The 18,464-nt window shown below is 64.1% G+C and carries 18 protein-coding genes; 10 read left to right on the forward strand and 8 right to left on the reverse strand.

The genetic code is table 11. From position 1 onward, the window contains the following. Positions 1–10 precede the first annotated feature (10 nt). From ugpC to M653_RS0102985, 6 genes are all read right to left on the reverse strand, one after another. Positions 11–1,096, reverse strand: a complete 1,086-nt coding sequence (gene ugpC, locus M653_RS0102960; RefSeq protein ID WP_027141945.1) for a sn-glycerol-3-phosphate ABC transporter ATP-binding protein UgpC — start codon at positions 1,094–1,096, stop codon at positions 11–13. Then, positions 1,083–2,021 carry a PfkB family carbohydrate kinase gene (locus tag M653_RS0102965; RefSeq protein ID WP_027141946.1) on the reverse strand — a complete coding sequence of 313 codons (939 nt, stop codon included), beginning with the start codon at positions 2,019–2,021 and terminating at the stop codon, positions 1,083–1,085. Before M653_RS0102965 ends, ugpC begins: the two co-directional genes overlap by 14 nt. Further along, positions 2,021–3,043, reverse strand: a complete 1,023-nt coding sequence (locus tag M653_RS0102970) for an SIS domain-containing protein (RefSeq protein ID WP_027141947.1) — start codon at positions 3,041–3,043, stop codon at positions 2,021–2,023. Before M653_RS0102970 ends, M653_RS0102965 begins: the two co-directional genes overlap by 1 nt. Next, entirely contained in the window at positions 3,040–3,885 is an 846-nt protein-coding gene (locus M653_RS0102975; protein WP_027141948.1) for a carbohydrate ABC transporter permease, read from the reverse strand. The genes M653_RS0102970 and M653_RS0102975 overlap by 4 nt, the downstream gene beginning before the upstream one ends. After that, a complete protein-coding gene (locus M653_RS0102980) occupies positions 3,885–4,769 on the reverse strand; it encodes a sugar ABC transporter permease (protein ID WP_027141949.1) in 885 nt (294 codons plus the stop codon). The genes M653_RS0102975 and M653_RS0102980 overlap by 1 nt, the downstream gene beginning before the upstream one ends. A gap of 76 nt (positions 4,770–4,845) precedes the next feature. Continuing rightward, a complete protein-coding gene (locus tag M653_RS0102985) occupies positions 4,846–6,084 on the reverse strand; it encodes an extracellular solute-binding protein (RefSeq protein WP_027141950.1) in 1,239 nt (412 codons plus the stop codon). Positions 6,085–6,303: 219 nt separating this feature from the next. Between M653_RS0102985 and M653_RS0102990 the strand changes: the two genes are divergently transcribed. From M653_RS0102990 to M653_RS0103005, 4 genes are all read left to right on the forward strand, one after another. After that, positions 6,304–7,518 carry an ROK family transcriptional regulator gene (locus M653_RS0102990; protein WP_027141951.1) on the forward strand — a complete coding sequence of 405 codons (1,215 nt, stop codon included), beginning with the start codon at positions 6,304–6,306 and terminating at the stop codon, positions 7,516–7,518. 106 nt (positions 7,519–7,624) lie between these two features. Continuing rightward, entirely contained in the window at positions 7,625–9,235 is a 1,611-nt protein-coding gene (locus M653_RS0102995) for an inorganic phosphate transporter (RefSeq protein WP_027141952.1), read from the forward strand. Positions 9,236–9,303: 68 nt separating this feature from the next. Further along, on the forward strand, positions 9,304–9,711 hold the full coding sequence (locus tag M653_RS0103000) for a hypothetical protein (protein WP_156938143.1): 408 nt from the start codon (positions 9,304–9,306) through the stop codon (positions 9,709–9,711). Beyond that, positions 9,705–10,352: a CorA family divalent cation transporter gene (locus M653_RS0103005; protein WP_198028686.1), complete on the forward strand. Its 648-nt coding sequence runs from the start codon at positions 9,705–9,707 to the stop codon at positions 10,350–10,352. Before M653_RS0103000 ends, M653_RS0103005 begins: the two co-directional genes overlap by 7 nt. A 40-nt stretch (positions 10,353–10,392) precedes the next feature. Here the strand turns inward: M653_RS0103005 and M653_RS0103010 are convergent, their stop codons facing one another. After that, the gene (locus tag M653_RS0103010) at positions 10,393–11,553 is read right to left on the reverse strand and encodes a patatin-like phospholipase family protein (protein ID WP_027141955.1); all 1,161 of its coding nucleotides are present in this window, start codon (positions 11,551–11,553) and stop codon (positions 10,393–10,395) included. After that, positions 11,546–12,334 carry an acetoacetate decarboxylase gene (locus M653_RS0103015; RefSeq protein ID WP_032934945.1) on the reverse strand — a complete coding sequence of 263 codons (789 nt, stop codon included), beginning with the start codon at positions 12,332–12,334 and terminating at the stop codon, positions 11,546–11,548. Before M653_RS0103015 ends, M653_RS0103010 begins: the two co-directional genes overlap by 8 nt. Before the next feature lie 221 nt (positions 12,335–12,555). On the opposite strand from M653_RS0103015, the gene M653_RS0103020 reads away from it, so the two are divergent. The 6 genes from M653_RS0103020 to M653_RS0103045 form a co-directional block, all read left to right on the forward strand. Further along, positions 12,556–13,344, forward strand: a complete 789-nt coding sequence (locus M653_RS0103020; RefSeq protein WP_027141957.1) for a 3-hydroxybutyrate dehydrogenase — start codon at positions 12,556–12,558, stop codon at positions 13,342–13,344. Positions 13,345–13,411: 67 nt separating this feature from the next. Continuing rightward, positions 13,412–14,170: a phosphodiesterase gene (locus tag M653_RS0103025; protein ID WP_027141958.1), complete on the forward strand. Its 759-nt coding sequence runs from the start codon at positions 13,412–13,414 to the stop codon at positions 14,168–14,170. 223 nt (positions 14,171–14,393) lie between these two features. Then, positions 14,394–15,722 carry an NAD(P)H-dependent oxidoreductase gene (locus tag M653_RS0103030; RefSeq protein ID WP_027141959.1) on the forward strand — a complete coding sequence of 443 codons (1,329 nt, stop codon included), beginning with the start codon at positions 14,394–14,396 and terminating at the stop codon, positions 15,720–15,722. A gap of 2 nt (positions 15,723–15,724) precedes the next feature. Next, complete coding sequence (locus M653_RS0103035) at positions 15,725–16,753, forward strand: thiamine pyrophosphate-dependent dehydrogenase E1 component subunit alpha (RefSeq protein ID WP_027141960.1); 1,029 nt, start codon at positions 15,725–15,727, stop codon at positions 16,751–16,753. Further along, the gene (locus M653_RS0103040; RefSeq protein ID WP_027141961.1) at positions 16,753–17,751 is read left to right on the forward strand and encodes an alpha-ketoacid dehydrogenase subunit beta; all 999 of its coding nucleotides are present in this window, start codon (positions 16,753–16,755) and stop codon (positions 17,749–17,751) included. The genes M653_RS0103035 and M653_RS0103040 overlap by 1 nt, the downstream gene beginning before the upstream one ends. A gap of 3 nt (positions 17,752–17,754) precedes the next feature. Next, positions 17,755–18,464, forward strand: a 710-nt coding sequence (locus M653_RS0103045; protein ID WP_027141962.1) for a biotin/lipoyl-containing protein, incomplete at its 3' end; no start/stop codon positions are given.

The raw sequence follows: 18,464 nt of genomic DNA on the forward strand, positions 1-18,464 counted from the left end.
CGCTGTGATTTCAAATCGCCGGCAAGGCCTTGCCTGTCGAGGGGTCGAACAAGCGAAGCGCGGCCTCGTCGAAGGTGAGGTTGCGCTTTTCGCCCTTGGCGAGCTGGGCTCGCGGCGGCAAGCAAGCCGTCAGCCGCTGCGCGCCGATCCGGGCCGTGGTGACCAGTTCAGGGCCAGTCAGTTCGACCACCTCGATCTCCACCGGCAATGACAGGTCCGTGGCGGCCCCGGTCGCCACACGAAGCGCTTCCGGCCTGATGCCGACGACCATTTGTGCGCCCTCACGAGCCGCATTCGCATAGCGTGCGGGCAAAGGGATCCGTACATCGGACCCGGCAATGGCCAGCCTGCCGTCGGTAATGGTGGCCTGAAGCGTATTCATCGACGGCGCGCCGACGAAGCCGGCGACATAGAGTGTTGCCGGGTCGTTGTAGATTTCTTCCGGGGTGCCGAGCTGCTCGATCCTGCCGTCGCGCATGACAGCGATGCGGCTGGCCAGCGTCATCGCCTCGATCTGGTCGTGGGTGACATAGACGACGGTGGTCTGCAGCATCTGGTGCAGGCGCTTCAACTCGGTGCGCATTTCCAGGCGCAGCTTGGCGTCGAGGTTGGACAACGGCTCGTCGAAGAGGAAGACCTGCGGCTTGCGTACCAGCGCCCGGCCGATGGCGACGCGCTGGCGTTGGCCGCCGGACAGCTGGCTCGGCTTGCGGTCGAGCAGAGCTTCGATCTGCAGCAGCCTTGCCGCTTCGTTCACCGCCCTGTCACGCTCGTCGGCCGCGACGCCGCGCATCTCCAGTCCGAAGCCGATGTTGCGGCGCACGGTCAGGTTCGGATAGAGCGCATAGGACTGGAAAACCATGGCTATGTCGCGGTTCTTGGGGTGTACGCCGAGTATCGAGCGGCCGCCGATCAGTACGTCGCCGCTCGTGGCTTCGGCCAGTCCCGCGATGATGTTGAGAAGCGTCGATTTTCCGCAGCCGGACGAGCCGAGCAGCACCAGGAATTCACCGCTCTGCAGCGCGATGTCGATGCTTTTCAGCGTTTCGACACTGCCATAGCTCTTGCGGATGTCGCGGATTTCAAGCGCGCTCATGCATGGGACCCTCGAACTGCATCGGCCCGCCATAGTTGCGGGGCAAGGTGGAAATGGCGCGCGAGGCGACATGCGTCGCGGCGCGGAGGCAGGCGGACAGCGGCTGTTCCTGTGCCAATGCGGCCAGGAAGGCGGCATTGAAGACGTCGCCGGCCCCGATCGTGTCGACGACACGGACATCGGGCGCGACGGCTTCGACAAGCGTATTGTCCGGGCCGATGGCGATGGCGCCATGCGGCCCGCGCTTGACCACAAAGGTCGCACCTTGCCTCATGCTGGACCGGATTTCACGCGCCGCTTCCTCAGGACCTGGCAATCCCGCTAGGGTCACCGTCTCGACTTCGTTGAACAACGCCAGCGCGCAGCGCGAGAGCCACACCCTTGTCGCGGCGCAATTGGCCTCGGTCCAGCCATCGATCGGCCAGCCAGTGTCGAGCGCCACTGATATGCCGTGGCTGTCGGTCCAGTCGAAGAAAGCTTCATAGTCGCGCGTGAGGTCCTCGGTCAGGAAGGAGCCGGAGAGCAATGCATAGCCGCCGGAAAGCGCGCCGCCGTCGAGAACGGACAAGACATCACCGAGGCTGAAGCGGGGCAGGTGGCCGCGCGTGGTCAAGAAAGTTCGTTCGCCATCGGGATGGGTCATGCCGACCGACAAGGTCGTACCTTCGGGACGGACCACCCATTTCTCGGCGCGAAATCCAAACGCTTCGCGAAGCCAGCGGCCGAACTGGTCGTCACCGACATTGGCGGCAATCGCGAAATCGACGCCCAGCGCTTGCCAGGCAAGCCCGGTGTTGCCGGCCTGGCCGCCGACCCGCAATTCGTCATGGTCGACGACGGTCTCGGTTCCCGCCTTCGGCCATGGCGCGATCGGGCCGACAATCAGGTCGACATTGACGTTACCGATCACCGCCAGCGGACGCATCACTCGCTCCTGGTGATCTTGGTGGTGCGCACGGGCGTGCCGGCATTGTCGACGCGGCTGTCGGCGAAGGCGATCATCAGGCGCTGCGCCACCGGCAGCATGGCGAAGACAGCGGCCATCCCCGATGCTGATCTGAACGAGAGCGTGACGGCGCCGGCGACAGGCGGTTGCCCGGACGCGTCGAAGATGACCAGCGGCGCGCCGGCCTCTACCACCGAAAGGGCCATGGCGGTGACAAGGTCCGACGTCGGGTCGTCACCACGAAACAGGACGACGCCGATCTGGGGGCCGAGCATCTCCATCGGCCCGTGCCGCAACTGGCCGCCTTCCAGCGAAAAGCAGGGGAGCCGCGACAGTTCGGTGAGCCCAAGCGCCAGGGCTTCGGCCACGCCTTGCAGGCGGCGACCGGAGGTGACGATCGTGTCCACCTTGCCAAGCGCGACAAGTGCGGGGGCGATGACGCAATCCTGCGGAGCCTCGAGCACAGCAAGCGCGGCGGCGGGATCCTCACCCAGAGCAGCCAGGATGGCCAGATGCAGGGCCAGGGTCACGGTCAGGCTGCGGGTCGCGGCGAAAGCCAGCTCAGTGCCACCGGCGCCGACCAGGCAAGGCGCTGTGCGGGCGAGAAATGAACCGCCTTCGAGCGTCAGGCCGAAAATATCCGAGCTGCCGCCGGCCTGCGAAAACCATCTGACGACCTCGGCGCTCTCGCCGGATTGCGAGGTCACGATCACTGTGCGGCCTGCGAGCGGCAATGGCTGGCCGAGCTGTTCGGACAGCGGCAGCGCCAGCGCATCGATGCCAAGCGCGCGATAGAGCGGCTCGACGGCACGGCCCACCGCATGCGAGCCGCCCATGCCAAGCAGGAGCAGGCGTCCGGTCTTGCTGATCGAGGCGGCGACCTTTAGCGCCATGGCGGTGTTTTGTTCGAATGAAGCGCGCGCATCCGCATGCTGGCGCTGCATTTCGCGATCGATGGCGACCAGTCCGGCCGGCCGAATTCCTGTTGCAGTCATGGTCATCCTTTCACACCGCCGCTGGTCAGGCCCGAGATCAGCGCCCGCTGCATGACAAGGCCGATCAGCACCGGCGGTAGGGCGGCCAGCACGCCGGCCGTGGCGATCAATCCGTAGTCGGAAACACGGCCGCCGGCCAAATCGGCGATGGCGACGGTCAAGGTCTTGGCGCGCTGGTCTGAGGTGAACAGCAGCGCATAGAAAAATTCGTCCCAGGCCAGCAGCACGGCGAACAGCGCCGATGTCGCCATCACCGGTGCCGCCAGCGGCAACGTGATGATGCGCAGTGTCTGGAACAGGCCGGCGCCGTCGATCATCGCCGCCGCCTCGATCTCACGCGGGATGGAATCGAAACCGGATTTCATCAGCCAGGTGGTGAAGGGCGCCAGGATGGTGAGATATACCAAAGCCAGGCCGAAGACATTGTTGAGCAGGCCGAGATGCGACAGGCCCATATAGAGCGGCACGGCCAGCGCCACCGGCGGCAGCATGTAGGTGGCGATGACCATCGACAGCGACCAGCCGATCGCGGGCGTGCGCGACACCGCCCAGCCGGCGGGAATGGCCAAGGCGAGTGCCGCCAGCGTCGCCATGCCGGCGATCTCGAGACTGTTGCGCAGCGAAGAGGTGAAGGCGCCGCCGGCGCTGTTTTCAGCCGTCGACAGCAATAGCTGGTAGCGGGAGAAATCGGCTGCCTGCGGCCACCAGCGCAGCGGCTTGGCGGCAAGATCGGCGGCCGGCGAAATGCTCATGATGAACAGCCAGGCGAGGGGCGCAAGGATGATCGCGGCGAGCAGCAGCGCGCAGGCATAGATGAAGATGGTGAAAGCGGGGCTCTTGCGTTCCATCAGGCGGCACTCCCTGCGGTCTTCCTCACCAAGGCCGCATAGGCGACGGCGAGCAGCGTGACGAGCAAGGTGACGATCAGCGCCAGCGACGCGCCCGAGCCGGCACGCTGGAAGGAGAACGCTTCCTGGTAGACGAGGATCGAGAGTGTTCGCGTGGTGTTTGCCGGCCCGCCGCGGGTCATCACCCAGATGATGTCGAAGACCTTGAAAGCCTCGATGGTGCGCAGCACCAGCGCCACCATCAGCGGGCCTGCGAGATAGGGCAGGATGACGAAACGGAAGCGATTGAACGGTCCCGCGCCGTCGACGAGCGAGGCCGCGGTGATGTCGCGTGGTACCGCCTGCAGGGCGGCGAGCGCGATCAGCGCCACCAGCGGAAAGTTCTTCCAGCAATCGGCGACGATGAGGGCAGCCAGCGCCGTGCCCGGCTCGCCGAGCCAGGACCGATAGGCGTCGATGAGATGCAGTTGCGTCAGCGCGGCGTTGAGCGCGCCATATTCGGGATTGTAGATCAGCCGCCACAGCGTGGCGTTGACCACGGTCGGCAGCGCCCACGGCAGGATCATGAGGGCGCGCAGGATGGCGCGGCCGCGAAATTCCTGGTTGAGGAGAAGGGCGGCGAGGACGCCGATCACCATTTCGGCGACGACCGAAATGACCGCGAACAATGTCGTGGTGATCAGCGTACGCGAGAAATTCGAGCTCGACAGCATGCTGGTGTAATTGTCGACACCGACGAAACTGCCGGCCGTGCCGACTAGCCTGGCATCGGTAAAGGAGAGCCCGACCGTATCGACCAGCGGCCAGCCGATGACGGCGACCATGACCACGAGCAGCGGCAGCATCAGCAGCCAGGCGCGGGTTGTCATCCAGGTGCTCGACATCGGAGCAGCCTCTCTCAATTCAACACGATTTCAGAAATAGCACGGGCGGCACAAGGCCGCCCGCAATGGGTGGAAATCAGAGGCCGCTGTTCTGCGCGGCGGTCTTCAGGGCATCTTCCGGCGAGGCCGTGCCGAGCAGCGATTCCTGGATTGCCTGCTGCAGGGCGGTCGACAACTCCTGGTACTTCGGCGTGGTCGGGCGCGGATACATGGCGGCCAGGCCAAGCTTGGCGGCGGCGATCAGTTCCTCCTGGCCCTTGGTGACGGCCGGGTCGTCATAGGACGAGCCCCAGATCGGCAGCGAGAGTTTGGCGTACTGGTTCTGCGTTGCCTGCGAGGTCATGAAGGTGATGTACTTCCAGGCCTCGTCCGGATGCTTGGAGACCGCGGTGACGCCGAGACCCATCGAGCCGTTGACGGCCGACACTTCGCTGGTGCCGGCAACGCCCGGCGCCGGCACGACGCCGACCTTGCCGGCTACCTTCGAGTCCTTCGGGTCGTTGGCCATATTGTACATGTAGGTCCAGTTCAGCGCGAAGGCGGCATCGCCATTTTCGAAGACCTTGCGAACGTCCTCTTCCAGGAATTCCTTGGAATTGGGATTGGTGAGACCCGACTTGTAGCTGTCGACCATGTACTTCAGCGCCAGCAGGCCGCCGCCATTCTGGAAGTCCGGCTTGCCGTCCTTGAGGAAGTCGCCGCCATAGGCGCTGACCAGTGTGGTGTAATCGCAGATCGCGGCTTCGGCCTGCGACCAGCTCCACGCGATCGGTGTCTTCAGCAGACCCTTGTCCTGGATGATCTTGGCCTGTGCGCCAAGCTCTTCCCAGGTCTTCGGCGGGGTCTTGATGCCGGCCTTTTCCAGGATGTCCTTGTTGTAGAACAGGTATTTGGTGTCGAGGATCCATGGCATGCCGTAGTACTTGCCGTCATACTGGACGGTGGTCCAGGCGCCGGGCAGCACGCCCTTCTTCATGTCGTCGGTGATCTTCGAAGACACATCGACCAACACCTTGTTGGTGGCGTATTCGGCCGGCCAGATGACATCGAATAGGACGACATCGTAGCCGCCGCCCGACCCTTGAGCGAGCACGGTCTTGTCGTGCAGGCCCTCATAGGGAACGAATTCGAGATTGATCTTGACGTCGGGATTGGCCTTGGTGAAGGCATCCGTCATGGCGCGCACGTCGGCCTCGCTGTAGGCGGCCTGCGCCATGAAGAGCGCGTTGAGCGTCGTCTCGGCGAAGGCGTGGGGGACGAGCAGTCCTCCGGCAAAAACCGCGCCGACCAGTGTCTTGGTGATCGTCCTAAGCATTTTCTTCTCCCATTGCAGCGTTGACGGGCCGGCGCTGCCAGGCAATTGGCATCGTCTTCCCGGATCCGTGTCGCGTGACCTGATGGTTACCCGGCTGACCAGTGGCGACAGGCGGAGGCCTTGGCCATCTTGTTTTTGGACGCTCGGTTTGCATTAAGTCAATTCGCTTGACTTAATTAGTCGATCAATATCCTAATGGAGTCAAGAGGGGAAACGCCGATGGACGACATCAGCCAGATCCGCGCCAAGAGCGGCACCAACCAGGAGGGCACAAGCGCGCACAATCGCCGCGTCATGATCGAGGCGCTGCGTCTCAATGGCGCGCTGTCGCGGGCCGACCTCGCGCGAGCGACGCAGCTCACCAAGCAGGCGGTCTCCAACATCATCGAGGACCTGGAAAGCGATGGTCTGGTCGTCGCGCTCAAGGCGGTGCGCAAGGGCCGGGGCCAGCCGTCGACCCCCTACAGGCTGGTTCCTGAAGGCGCTTTCGCCATCGGCCTGCAGATCGACCGTCACCTGACGCGGGCGGTCGCGGTCGATCTGATGGGCAGCGTGCTGACGCGCGCCGAGGCGAACCTGCCTTTCGATGAGCCGTCAAGGGGCGTCGAGGTGATCCTGGACCTGATCGATGGCGTCCGGCGCGAGCTGTCCGGCATCTCGTCGCAGTCGGAAAAACGTCTCGTCGGTCTTGGCGTCGCCATGCCCGGCCCGTTCGGCCTGAAGAATTCGGACGACAAATGGATGATGCCGGCCTGGCAGAAGTTTCCGCTGCTGGACACGCTGGCCAAAGGCACTGGACTGAATGTCGGCCTGCAGAACGATGCCGCGGCCTGCGCGACGGCCGAGCGCATCGTGGGTGCCGCGCATGGCGTCGACCACGCGGTGTGTGTCTATGTCGGCTATGGCATCGGCGCCGGACTGATCCTGAACGGCGAGCTGTACAGCGGTGGTCATGGCAATGCAGGCGAAATCGGCATGGCCTTGCTGTCGCCGGCTGGTCCCGGCTCGACACCGCTCGAACATCGCGCGTCGCTGGCCTCGCTTTACCAGCATCTTGGTCTCGATCCAGCCGACGAGGACCTCTACGAAAAGATCGGCGCGCTGGCCGCGGCGGGTGACGTGAAGATCCTGGCCTGGATCGACGGGGCGGCCCATGACCTGCGCTGGAGCGTGCATCTGATCGAAACCATCTTCGATCCGCAAACAGTGATCCTGACCAGCGGCGCGCCGGAAGCGCTGGCGCGCCGGCTCGTCGAGGCGATGCATCCGCTGCTGCCGTCGATCGCCGACAGGCCAGGCCGGACCTTGCCGCGCCTGCAACTCGGCACCACCGATCCCTGGTCGATAGCGCTTGGCGCGGCCGCGGCGCCGATCAGCCGTGCCTTCGATCCGCTGTTCTCGGCGATCCTGAAGACACGCTCCGGTCCCGCTTGAAGGAGACCGTGCGTCGAGGCAGAGCCTCTCCCGGCGTCACACAGGGTTCATCGTCCGGACATAGCGTCTTTTCCAGTTCTTTGCTGCAATGCAAAAGGAGTGGGACATGGTGGACATAGTTTCTAGTGAGGCGGGCATTCCGAGGCCGGATCATCCGCTGGATAGTTCAGGCGGCGCGAAGTGGTTCCTGCCGGTCTTCGGTGTGCTGGTGCTGGTTGGCGTGGTCTATGTCGGCTACGCGCTGAGCCAGGACCTGGCGGTGGCCAAGACGGTGCCGTGGATCCTGCTCGGCATCGCCTTGCTGATCGCGCTCGGCTTCGAATTCGTCAACGGTTTCCATGACACCGCCAATGCGGTGGCGACCGTCATCTACACGCGCTCGCTGCCGGCGGAATTCGCCGTCATGTGGTCGGGCGCCTTCAATTTCCTCGGCGTTCTCACCTCCAGCGGAGCGGTCGCCTTCGGCATCCTGTCGCTGCTGCCGGTCGAGCTGATCCTGCAGGTCGGCTCCTCCTCCGGCTTTGCCATGGTGTTCGCACTGCTGGTGGCCGCGATCCTATGGAACCTCGGCACCTGGTTCCTCGGCCTGCCGGCGTCCAGCTCGCACACCATGGTCGGCTCGATCATCGGCGTCGGCCTTGCCAACCAGTTCATGGCACCTGCCGGCAGCGCCACCAGCGGCGTCGACTGGTCGCAGGCCACCAATGTTGGCGTGACCTTGCTGGTGTCGCCGATCATCGGCTTCTTCGCCGCCGCCATCCTGCTCTACGCGATGAAGCTTCTCGTCCGCAATCCGGCGCTCTACGAGGCGCCGAAAGGCAATGCCCCGCCACCCTGGTGGATCCGCGCGCTGCTGATCTTCACCTGCACCGGCGTCAGCTTCGCGCATGGCTCCAATGACGGACAAAAAGGCATGGGCCTGATCATGCTGATCCTGATCGGCGTGGTGCCGACGGCTTATGCGCTGAACCGCACGCCTGACATCAACTATCTCGAAGCCTACAAATCGGCTTCGGTCAGCGTGGAGACCGCGCTGGGCAAATATGTGAAGCCCGGTGCCACCGTCGCCGATGCGAAGGATGCCAAGGCAGCCGTGCAGGATGCCGTGCGCACCCGGACCTGGAGCGACAAGACGACCGTCGCGCTGCAGAGCTATATCCACAACACGACGGCCGAGCTGCAGCCCTATGCTTCGGTCGATACCGTGCCGACAGATCTGGTGAGCAACGCCCGCAACGACATCTATCTGATCGGCGAGGCGCTGAAACTGATCGACAAGAAGAAGTTGCTGCCGATGGAGGCCGCCGATCTCAAGGCGGTCACCGATTATCACAAGGCCGTCGATAACGCGACGAAGTTCATCCCGATCTGGGTGAAGGTCGCGGTGGCACTGGCGCTTGGCCTCGGTACCATGGTCGGCTGGAAACGCATCGTCGTCACGGTCGGCGAGAAGATCGGCAAGAGCCACCTGACCTATGGCCAGGGTGCTGCCGCCGAACTCGTCGCGATGGTCACCATCGGCATGGCCGACCGTCTGGGTCTGCCGGTATCGACGACCCATGTGCTGTCATCCGGCGTCGCCGGCACGATGGCGGCGAACGGCTCGGGCCTGCAATGGTCGACGGTGCGCAATCTGCTACTCGCCTGGGTGCTGACCTTGCCTTGCTCGATCACGCTCGCCTTTGTGCTGTTCATCGTCTTCCGCCAGGTGTTCTGAGCGGGCGACGTAAGCGACGACAGCACCGACGGCGCCAAATTGGCGCCGTCTCGTTTTCCAACGTTATGTTGGCTGTAATCTCGGACGGCAGTTATGAACGACGCATCGCATCTGGCCTGCTTGCCGTCGACGACCAGCATTCGGCGCCCGGGCTGGTCTGGGCCTATCGCGGCTTGCCAGGCAAACCCGCGGTGGCACTTGCTCCGCGCGATATCGATGCCGCACTGGCAATGCCGGAAGGCTGGGTCTGGCTGCATGTCGATCTCGTCGACCAGCGCGCCCATTCCTGGGTCAGCCACGCCTGCGCCTTGCCGGCCTCGGCGCATGCGATCCTCGAAGGCCATGAGGACAGCCCCGCGCTGGCGCATGAGGATGGTGTCGTCCACGGCATTTCCGCCGACCTGCACAGCGAATCGCGCGTCAGTCGACCACCATCGGCAGGTTGCGCTTCGCGGTTTCGGAGCGGCTCTTGGTAACCGGCCGCCGCCATTCGCTCGCAGCGGTCGAGGAGGTGCACGAGGCGCTGGCCGCGGGGCTGCGACCCGCCACCGCCTTCCAACTTTTCGAGGCGATCGTGCTGGCCTTCTGCGGCAGCACCAGCCTGCGGCTCGCGGCCGCCACCAAGCGGCTCGATGAGGTGGAGGACCATCTGGTGACCGAGCGGCTTGCCGACGAAAGGCGGAGGCTGAAGGATGTGCGCCGTCTCGCGGTCTCCCTGCACCGGCCGATCTCGGCGCTGGCGGCACTTTTCCGGAACGAGGACCGCTCGAACTGGAAACTGTCGGAAGGCGCACACGAGACGTTGCGCCGGCTCACCACGCGTCTTGAACGGCTCGACCGGGAGGTCGTCATGGTCAACGACCGGGCGCGGCTGTTGCAGGAGGAAGTCGCCGCCGAGCTCGCGGACGAATCCAACCGCAGCCTGAAGGCGCTGGCGGTGATGAGCGCGCTGCTTTTGCCGGGCTCGCTGATCGTCGGCATGTTCGGCATGAACACCGCCGGGCTGCCGCTCACGCAAACACCTGGCGGCTTCGAGCTGGCGCTGTCGATCGCGGCGGGGGCGACCGGCCTGTTCTATTGGCTCTTGCTGAGAGCCGGCGCCAATCTCAGATTCTGAGCCCGGCTCAGTATTCCGCGCCAGGCGTCCCGCCTGAAACTCAGGTCGGATCTTCGCGATGCAGGTCGTGGATGGTGACGCCGTCGGCATTGGTCGGCAGCATCAGCCACTTCTTGTGACGCAGCGTGCGCTCGGTGTCCTCGAGGCCCATCTCCCAATGCTCGCGCATCGAGGTGCCCGAAAACTCGTAATCCTTGGCGTGGCCCTCGTAGCCTTTGTGCTGGTAGATCAGGTGGACGATGTTGACGACGCCGGCGTTGGAATAATCGGCGATCAGCTCCTTCTCGCCGTCCTTGAGCTGCTCCGGCGGCACGCGCTTCAGCGCATCGAGCAGCTTCATCTTCAGCGCATGGATGCGCTCGAAATTGTCGGTGTTCTGCCGCGTACGGCTCGAATACATGATGTCCTTGTGGCGCGACAGCACGTCGGCCATGCCGCGCGGAAGCACGCCGCGGGCGCTGAACAGATCGACCTGGAAGACCAGCGAGGAACGGTCCTCTTCCTGGTCGAGCAGATATTGCAGCGGCGTGTTGGACACGATGCCACCATCCCAGTAATATTCGCCCTCGATGCGGATCGAGGGAAAGGCAGGCGGCAGCGCGCCGCTCGCCATGATGTGCTCCGGCTCGATACGCACGTTCTCGGTGTCGAAATAGACGAAGTTACCGGTCCTGACATTGACCGCGCCGACGCTCAGCCGCTTCTTGCCGTCGTTTAGCACGTCGAAATCGATCAGGCTCTCCAGCGTGTCCTTCAACTCGGCGGTGTCGTAGAAGCTGGTGGCGCCTTCCGCTCCCGACAGCTGGAACCAGGGATTGGGATTGCGCGGCTTGAAGAAGCCGGGCTGGCCCATCGTCATCGTCATCAACGACGAGGTCTGGTTGCGGATGTCGCGGTAGATGTCACCTTCGGGCGTGTAGGACCAGATCTTGCGGCCGGAAATCGTCTGCCAGAACTGTTCCAGCCGTTGCAGCCGGCGGCTCGGTTCATTGCCGGCGATGATCGCGGCGTTGATGGCGCCGATCGAGACGCCTGATAGCCAGCTCGGCTCGCAGCCGGCGTCGGCCAGCGCCTGGTAGACCCCTGCCTGATAGGCGCCGAGCGCGCCGCCGCCCTGAAAGACCAGCGCAATACGGTCATACTGCGCCGTGATTTCCTCGATGGTGGCGGCGGCTGCCTTGTTGCGGTTACGCTCAAGCACTGACTTTCTCCAGCTCGGTTGCGCTGGCAGCGGATCGGCTGTGGTCAGCGAGGTAATCATGCACGACTTCGCCCAGGCCGAGCGTCAGATCGGCCTTGAAGTGAACCGCCGACACGATGTCGAGCACAGGCAGCTTCGCCACGTCGGCCATGACGTGAGGCCGCAGATCGAGCGCGGCCGGCGCCGTCCAGGCTTCCTTCAGCGTGATATCGGTGAGGTAGTAGCGGACCAGCTCGCAGATGCGCGGCGTGCCGTCGACATGCGGGATGATCTTGATCAGGAAATTGGGGGCGGCGAGCGAAGCGAGCACCTGGTCATGATCAGCCTCACGGTGCTTGTAACCCATCGTGCCGGTAGCGCAGAGCACGCTACCATAGTGCAGCGTGCCGACGATCACCTCGCCTTCATGAACGATCTTGGGATTGGCGAGCTTTTTCGGGAAACCCCACAGTTCACGCCCGCCGGCGATCGGCGCATCGTCGTCGAGATACATCGAATGGACATAGCCGCCATGTTGGCCCTTGTAGCGTACCGGGATGACCTGGCCGGTCTCGGTGTAGTCGCCGAAGCCGGTAGAATCCGGCATGCGGATGAACTCGTACTTGACCAGCGGCTCGTCGATCTCCAACGGCGCCGGCACGACGGCCTCGAGCGCCTCGCGTGTCGTGCGGTAGGTGATGATGACGTATTCGCGGTCGAAGAAACGATAAGGACCCGGCGGGAAGGAGGGATTGGTGAGCGGCATCGCATAGGCGCGCTTCACGACATCGGCGATTTCCATCCAGGTGCCCCCAACGGTTCGAAAATGACCCCGCGCGAATGCGCTGGCAAATATGTTGCACGGCACCATGACAATGCCGTGTCACCTCGAAGACGCCTTCTCCCGGAGCTGGCAAAGGCCGTCGTGGAGCTGTAATCGAGCCGACACATGGCCGTGGCATTGTCGTGTTGCGTCGCACAAACTATTCTCATCAGTTCCTCCCACCTCTTGCGAGATCTCCCATGGGTTCCCTGTCTTCGAAGAGTGCGCTTGTTACCGGCTCGACCAGCGGCATCGGCTTGGCAATCGCCCGCGCGTTTGCCGCCGAGGGCGCCAACGTCACCATCAATGGCCTGGGCGACGCCGCCGCCATCGAGCAGGAGCGCGCCGGCATCGAGAAGCATTTCGGCGTCAAGTGCCGCTACTCCGATGCCAACATGATGGATGGTGCCGCCGTCACCGCCATGGTCCATGACGCCGAAGAGGCATTCGGCAGCCTGGACATCCTAGTCAACAATGCCGGCATCCAGCATGTGGCGCCGATCGAGGCGTTTCCCGACGACAAGTGGGAAGCCATCATCCGCATCAATCTGCTTGCCGCCTTCTACGCCATCAAGGCGGTGGTGCCAGGCATGAAGAGCCGCAAATGGGGCCGCATCATCAACACGGCCTCGGCGCATGCGCTGGTCGCCTCGCCGTTCAAGTCGGCCTATGTCTCGGCCAAGCATGGCATATCGGGCCTGACCAAGACGGTGGCGCTGGAAGTCGCGCAGGACGGCATCACCGTCAATGCGATCGCGCCCGGCTATGTCTGGACGCCGCTGGTCGAGAAGCAGATCCCCGACACGATGAAGGCGCGCGGCATGACCGAGGAACAGGTCAAGCACGACGTGCTCTTGGCCGCGCAGCCGACCAAGGAATTCGTCACAGTGGAAGAGCTTGCGGCGCTGACGCTGTTCCTGTGCTCGGATGCGGCCAAGCAGATCACCGGCACGACCTTGCCGATGGACGGCGGCTGGACGGCACAGTAGAGCTGGTCGAGAGATAACGCCTTCAGGCCGACGCCAGGGGCGCCGGCAGGAAGCAGTGCGCGGGCCCATGAAAATCATCCAGCTCTCCGATCCGCATCTGATGGCGCCGGGTGGTCGTCTCCATGGCTCCGATCCGCTCGACCGGCTGGAGGCCTGCCTGGCGGACATCGGCAGGAACCATGCCGATGCCGATCTGGTGGTGATATCAGGCGACCTGACCAATGATGGCGAGCGCGCCGCCTATGCTGCATTGAGGGAGGCGCTGTCGGGGTTCGTGCCGGTTTGCCGGCTGATGCTCGGCAACCACGACGACAGGGCGCTTTTTGTCGAGATGTTCCCGCAAACGCCAGCCGAGCGCGGGTTCGTCCAGAGCGTTTTCGATGGCAGCGATGGCCGCCTGATCCTGCTCGATACGCTGGACAGCGGACATGTCGAGGGCAGGCTGTGCCCGGCACGGTTGGGCTGGCTGGACGAGAAGTTGCAGGAAGCCCGCGACCGGCCGGTCTTCCTCTTCATGCACCATCCGCCGTTCCGGATCCACATGCCGGTGCTTGACGATGTCAAGCTCGCCGACGCCGATACCTTCCATGACGTTCTCCTGCGCCACGGCAATGTCGGCCACATCTTTGCCGGCCACGTCCACAGGCTGATCGCCGGCAGCTGGCGCGGCATACCGGTCAGCACGCTGCGCAGCACCAACCATCAGAGCGCCCTCGATTTTTCGGACAGCTGGCAACTGGGCCACGAGCCACCCGCCTATGCCGTCATCTTCATCGATGCCGATGGAGTGATCGTCCATTTCCACGATTTTCCTGTCGCCGGATAACGCCGCCAACAGGATCAGGACGCCAACCGCTCAACCGTGAGCCCGCGTGGGCCGATGAATTCCGCGATTTGCCAGCTTTCCCGACCTCTTTTCCACCCTGCGGTGGACGCCGGGAAAGTGCTGCAAAAGCACACGGATTTGGACATTAGTCTTGACAGAAATACAGATGTTCAATACCCGTCAGACAATTGAACAGGCCTGCATTATGGGAGGAATGAGCGGTATGGCTTCCAATGTTTCGTTGACGGGCCTTGCCCGCGACCTCGAGGAACGCGGCAAATCGGGCAAGCCGATCCGCATCGGTCTGATCGGGTCGGGCGAGATGGGAACCGACATCGTCACCCGCGTCGCCCATATGTCGGGCATCGAGATCGGTGCCATCTCCGAGCTGAACCTGCCCGCCGCCAGCAAGGCGGTGGACATCGCCTTCCAGGAAACCGGCCATGCGCGCGAAGTTTCGAACGCTTCGGCGATGACGGCTGCCATGGAGGCCGGCAAGGTGGCGGTGACCAACGACGCCAGCCTGGTCATCAACAACGATCTTATCGACGTCGTCATCGATGCGACCGGTGTTCCCGCCGTCGGCGCAGAGATCGGTTTGCGCGCCATGGAGCATGGCAAGCATCTGGTGATGATGAATGTCGAGGCCGACGTCACCATCGGCGCTTATCTCAAGAGCGAGGCCGACCGGCTCGGCGTCACCTATTCGCTGGGCGCCGGCGACGAGCCGTCCTCCTGCATGGAGCTGATCGAATTCGTTTCGGCCATGGGCCACCCGATCGTCGCCGCCGGCAAGGGCAAGAACAACCCGCTCAACATCGACGCCACGCCGCCCGCCTATGAGGAAGAGGCCAGGCGCCGGCACATGAATGTGCGCATGCTGGTCGAGTTCGTCGACGGCTCCAAGACCATGGTCGAGATGGCGGCGATCGCCAACGCCACCGGTCTGGTGCCCGACAAGGCCGGCATGCATGGCCCGGCCGCGACGCTCGGCGAATTGAACAAGGTGCTGGTGCCGCAGAAGGACGGCGGCGTGTTGTCCAGGGTCGGCGTCGTCGACTATTCGATCGGCAAGGGTGTCGCGCCCGGCGTCTTCGTCGTCGCCGACATGTCGCATCCGCGCATCTCGGAACGCATGGAAGATTTGAAGATGGGCAAGGGTCCGTACTTCACCTTCCACCGCCCCTATCACCTGACGTCGCTCGAAGTGCCGCTGACCTGCGCCCGCGTCGTGCTCTACGGCAAGGCCGACATGGTGCCGCTGGCAAAGCCGGTGGCCGAAGTCTGCGCGGTGGCCAAGAAAGACATGCAGCCGGGCGAAAAGCTCGATGCGATCGGCGAATATTGCTATCGCGCCTGGATCATGACGGCGCCGGAAGCGCATGGCGCCAGGGCCATTCCCTGCGGCCTGCTGCAGGGCGGTTCGGTGACGGCGCCGATCAAGAAGGGCGAGTTGATCACCTACGCCAATGCCGCCCCGGCAGCGGGCTCCAAGATCGCCGAACTGCGCGCCCGCCAGGACAAGCTCGTCTACGGAACCGTGGAGGCCTGATCATGGCCGAAGCCAGCAAAGCCGTCGCGGACAGCCGCGCCAACCTGCCCTTCGTCTATCGCCAATACAGCGCCGAGCAACTGAAGCAGGTGCTCTACAAGATGTATCTCATCCGCCGCTTCGAAGAGGGCGCGGAGGAAAGCTACACGCGGGGCCTCATTCACGGCACCATGCATCTGTCGATCGGCCAGGAGGCCAGCGCCATGGGCATATGCATGCCGCTTGGCGAGGATGACCAGATCACCTCTACCCATCGCGGGCATGGCCACTGCATCGCCAAGGGCGCCGAGGTCAAGCGCATGTTCGCCGAGTTCTTTGGCAAGACCACCGGCTACTGCAAGGGCCGTGGCGGTTCGATGCACATCGCCGATGTCGCCAAGGGCAATCTCGGCGCTAACGGCATTGTCGGCGGCGGCATCCCGATCGCCGTCGGTGCCGCGCTCTCCTCCAAGATGATGAAGACCGGCAAGGTCGTGGTCTCCTTCTTCGGCGACGGCGCCAACAATGAAGGCGCCTTCCATGAGGCGCTCAACATGGCGGCAGTCTGGAAGTTGCCGGTGATTTTCGTCTGCGAGAACAATGGCTACGGCATGTCGACGTCGACGGCCCGCTCCACCGCTGTCAAGAACATCGCCGACCGCGCCGCCGCGTATTCGATGCCGGGCGTTATCGTCAACGGCAACATCTTCTCCGAGGTTGCCGAGGCTTCGTACAAGGCGGTCGAGCGGGCACGTGCGGGCGAGGGGCCGACGCTGATCGAATCCAAGACCTATCGCCATCGCGGCCATTCCAAGAGCGACCGCAATCGCTACCGGACCAAGGAAGAGATCGAGGACTGGATGTCGAACCGCGATCCGATCACGCTCTTCGAGAACGAACTGCGGGAATTCGGTTTCATCGACGACAAGGGCATCGAGGCCATCCGCGAGGCGGTGGTGCGGGAGATCGCCGACGGCATCGAGTTCGCCAAGGCGAGCCCTTCGCCCGATGTCAGCGAGACCGGAAATTACGTATATACGGAGCAGGCGTGATGGACGCGATGGTGCGTGAACTGAGCTACGCCCAGGCGATCCAGGAGGCCATGGCGATTGCCATGGACATGGACGACCGCGTCTTCCTGATGGGCGAGGATATCGGCGTCTACGGCGGCGCCTTCCAGGTGACCGGCGATCTGGTCGAGCGCTATGGCGCTGAGCGGGTGCTGGACACACCGATCTCTGAACTGGGCGGCGCGGGCGTCGCTGTCGGCGCCGCGCTAACGGGCATGCGGCCGATCTTCGAATTCCAGTTTTCCGACTTCGCCACGCTCGCCATGGAGCAGATCGTCAACCAGGCCGCGAAGATGCGCTTCATGCTGGGCGGCGAGATTTCAGTGCCCGTCGTGATGCGCTTCCCCGCCGGCTCCGGCACGGGTGCGGCGGCGCAGCACAGCCAGAGCCTTGAAGCCTGGCTCGGCCATGTGCCGGGGCTGAAGGTCATCCAGCCGGCGACACCCTATGATGCCAAGGGCATGCTTCTGGCTGCCGTCGCCGATCCCGATCCGGTGATGATCTTCGAGCACAAGCTGCTCTACAAGATGAAGGGGCCGGTGCCGGAGGGCTATTACACCGTACCGATCGGCAGGGCCGATATCCGCCGCGAGGGCCGCGACCTCACGATCGTCGCCACCTCGATCATGGTGCAGAAGGCGCTCGACGCCGCCGCCACGCTGGAGGCCGAAGGCATCGACGTCGAAGTCGTCGATCTCCGGACCATCCGGCCGATGGACAAGCAGACGGTCATCGATAGCGTCAAGAAGACGTCGCGGCTGATGTGCGTCTATGAAGCAGTCAAAACGCTGGGCATCGGCGCCGAGGTCAGCGCCATGATCGCCGAGAGCGATGCGTTCGACTACCTCGATGCACCGATCGTGCGGCTGGGTGGCGCGGAAACGCCGATCCCGTACAATCCGGAGCTGGAAAAGGCCACGGTGCCGCAGGTTCCCGACATCACCACCGCCGCGCGCGACCTCGTGAAAGGGGTTCGCTGAGACATGCCGACCGAAGTCATTCTTCCCAAGGTCGACATGGACATGGCAACCGGACAGATCTCGCGCTGGTTCGCCGAGGAAGGCGCGCACGTCAAGAAGGGCGACGTGCTGTTCGAGATCGAGACCGACAAGGCGGCGATGGAAATCGATGCACCGGCCAGTGGCGTGTTGCGCGACGTGACGGGCAAGGAAGGTGTCGACATTCCGGTCGGCGCGCCGGTTGCGTGGATCTATGCGGAGAATGAGACGTATGGGGACAAGGCGCCAATCTCCCCCCTCGTGGGGGAGATGTCGGCGGAGCCGACAGAGAGGGGCGCTGTCCCGCCAACGCCTCATTCCGTCACGCCCCCCTCTGCCCTGCCGGGCATCTCCCCCACAGGGGGGGAGATTGGCCAATCGCCGTCGGGCGGACGCGCGACACCGCTGGCTCGCCGTCTGGCGCGCGAGGCGGGCCTCACCCTTTCAGCCATATCCGGCACCGGCCCGCATGGCCGGGTGGTGAAAGCAGACGTGGATGCCGCGATCGCCGGTGGTGGTGCCAAGGCAGCGCCCGCCGCCAAGGCTCCGGCTGGCGCACCAGCCGCCGCGCCGGCGGTGAAGCCAATGTCGGACGACCAGGTGCTGAAGCTGTTCGAGGAAGGCTCCTACGAACTCATTCCGCATGACAACATGCGCAAGACCATCGCGCGGCGCCTGGTCGAAGCCAAAACCAC

Source organism: Mesorhizobium sp. WSM3626, assembly GCF_000513935.1.
GTDB classification, from domain to species: domain Bacteria; phylum Pseudomonadota; class Alphaproteobacteria; order Rhizobiales; family Rhizobiaceae; genus Mesorhizobium; species Mesorhizobium salmacidum.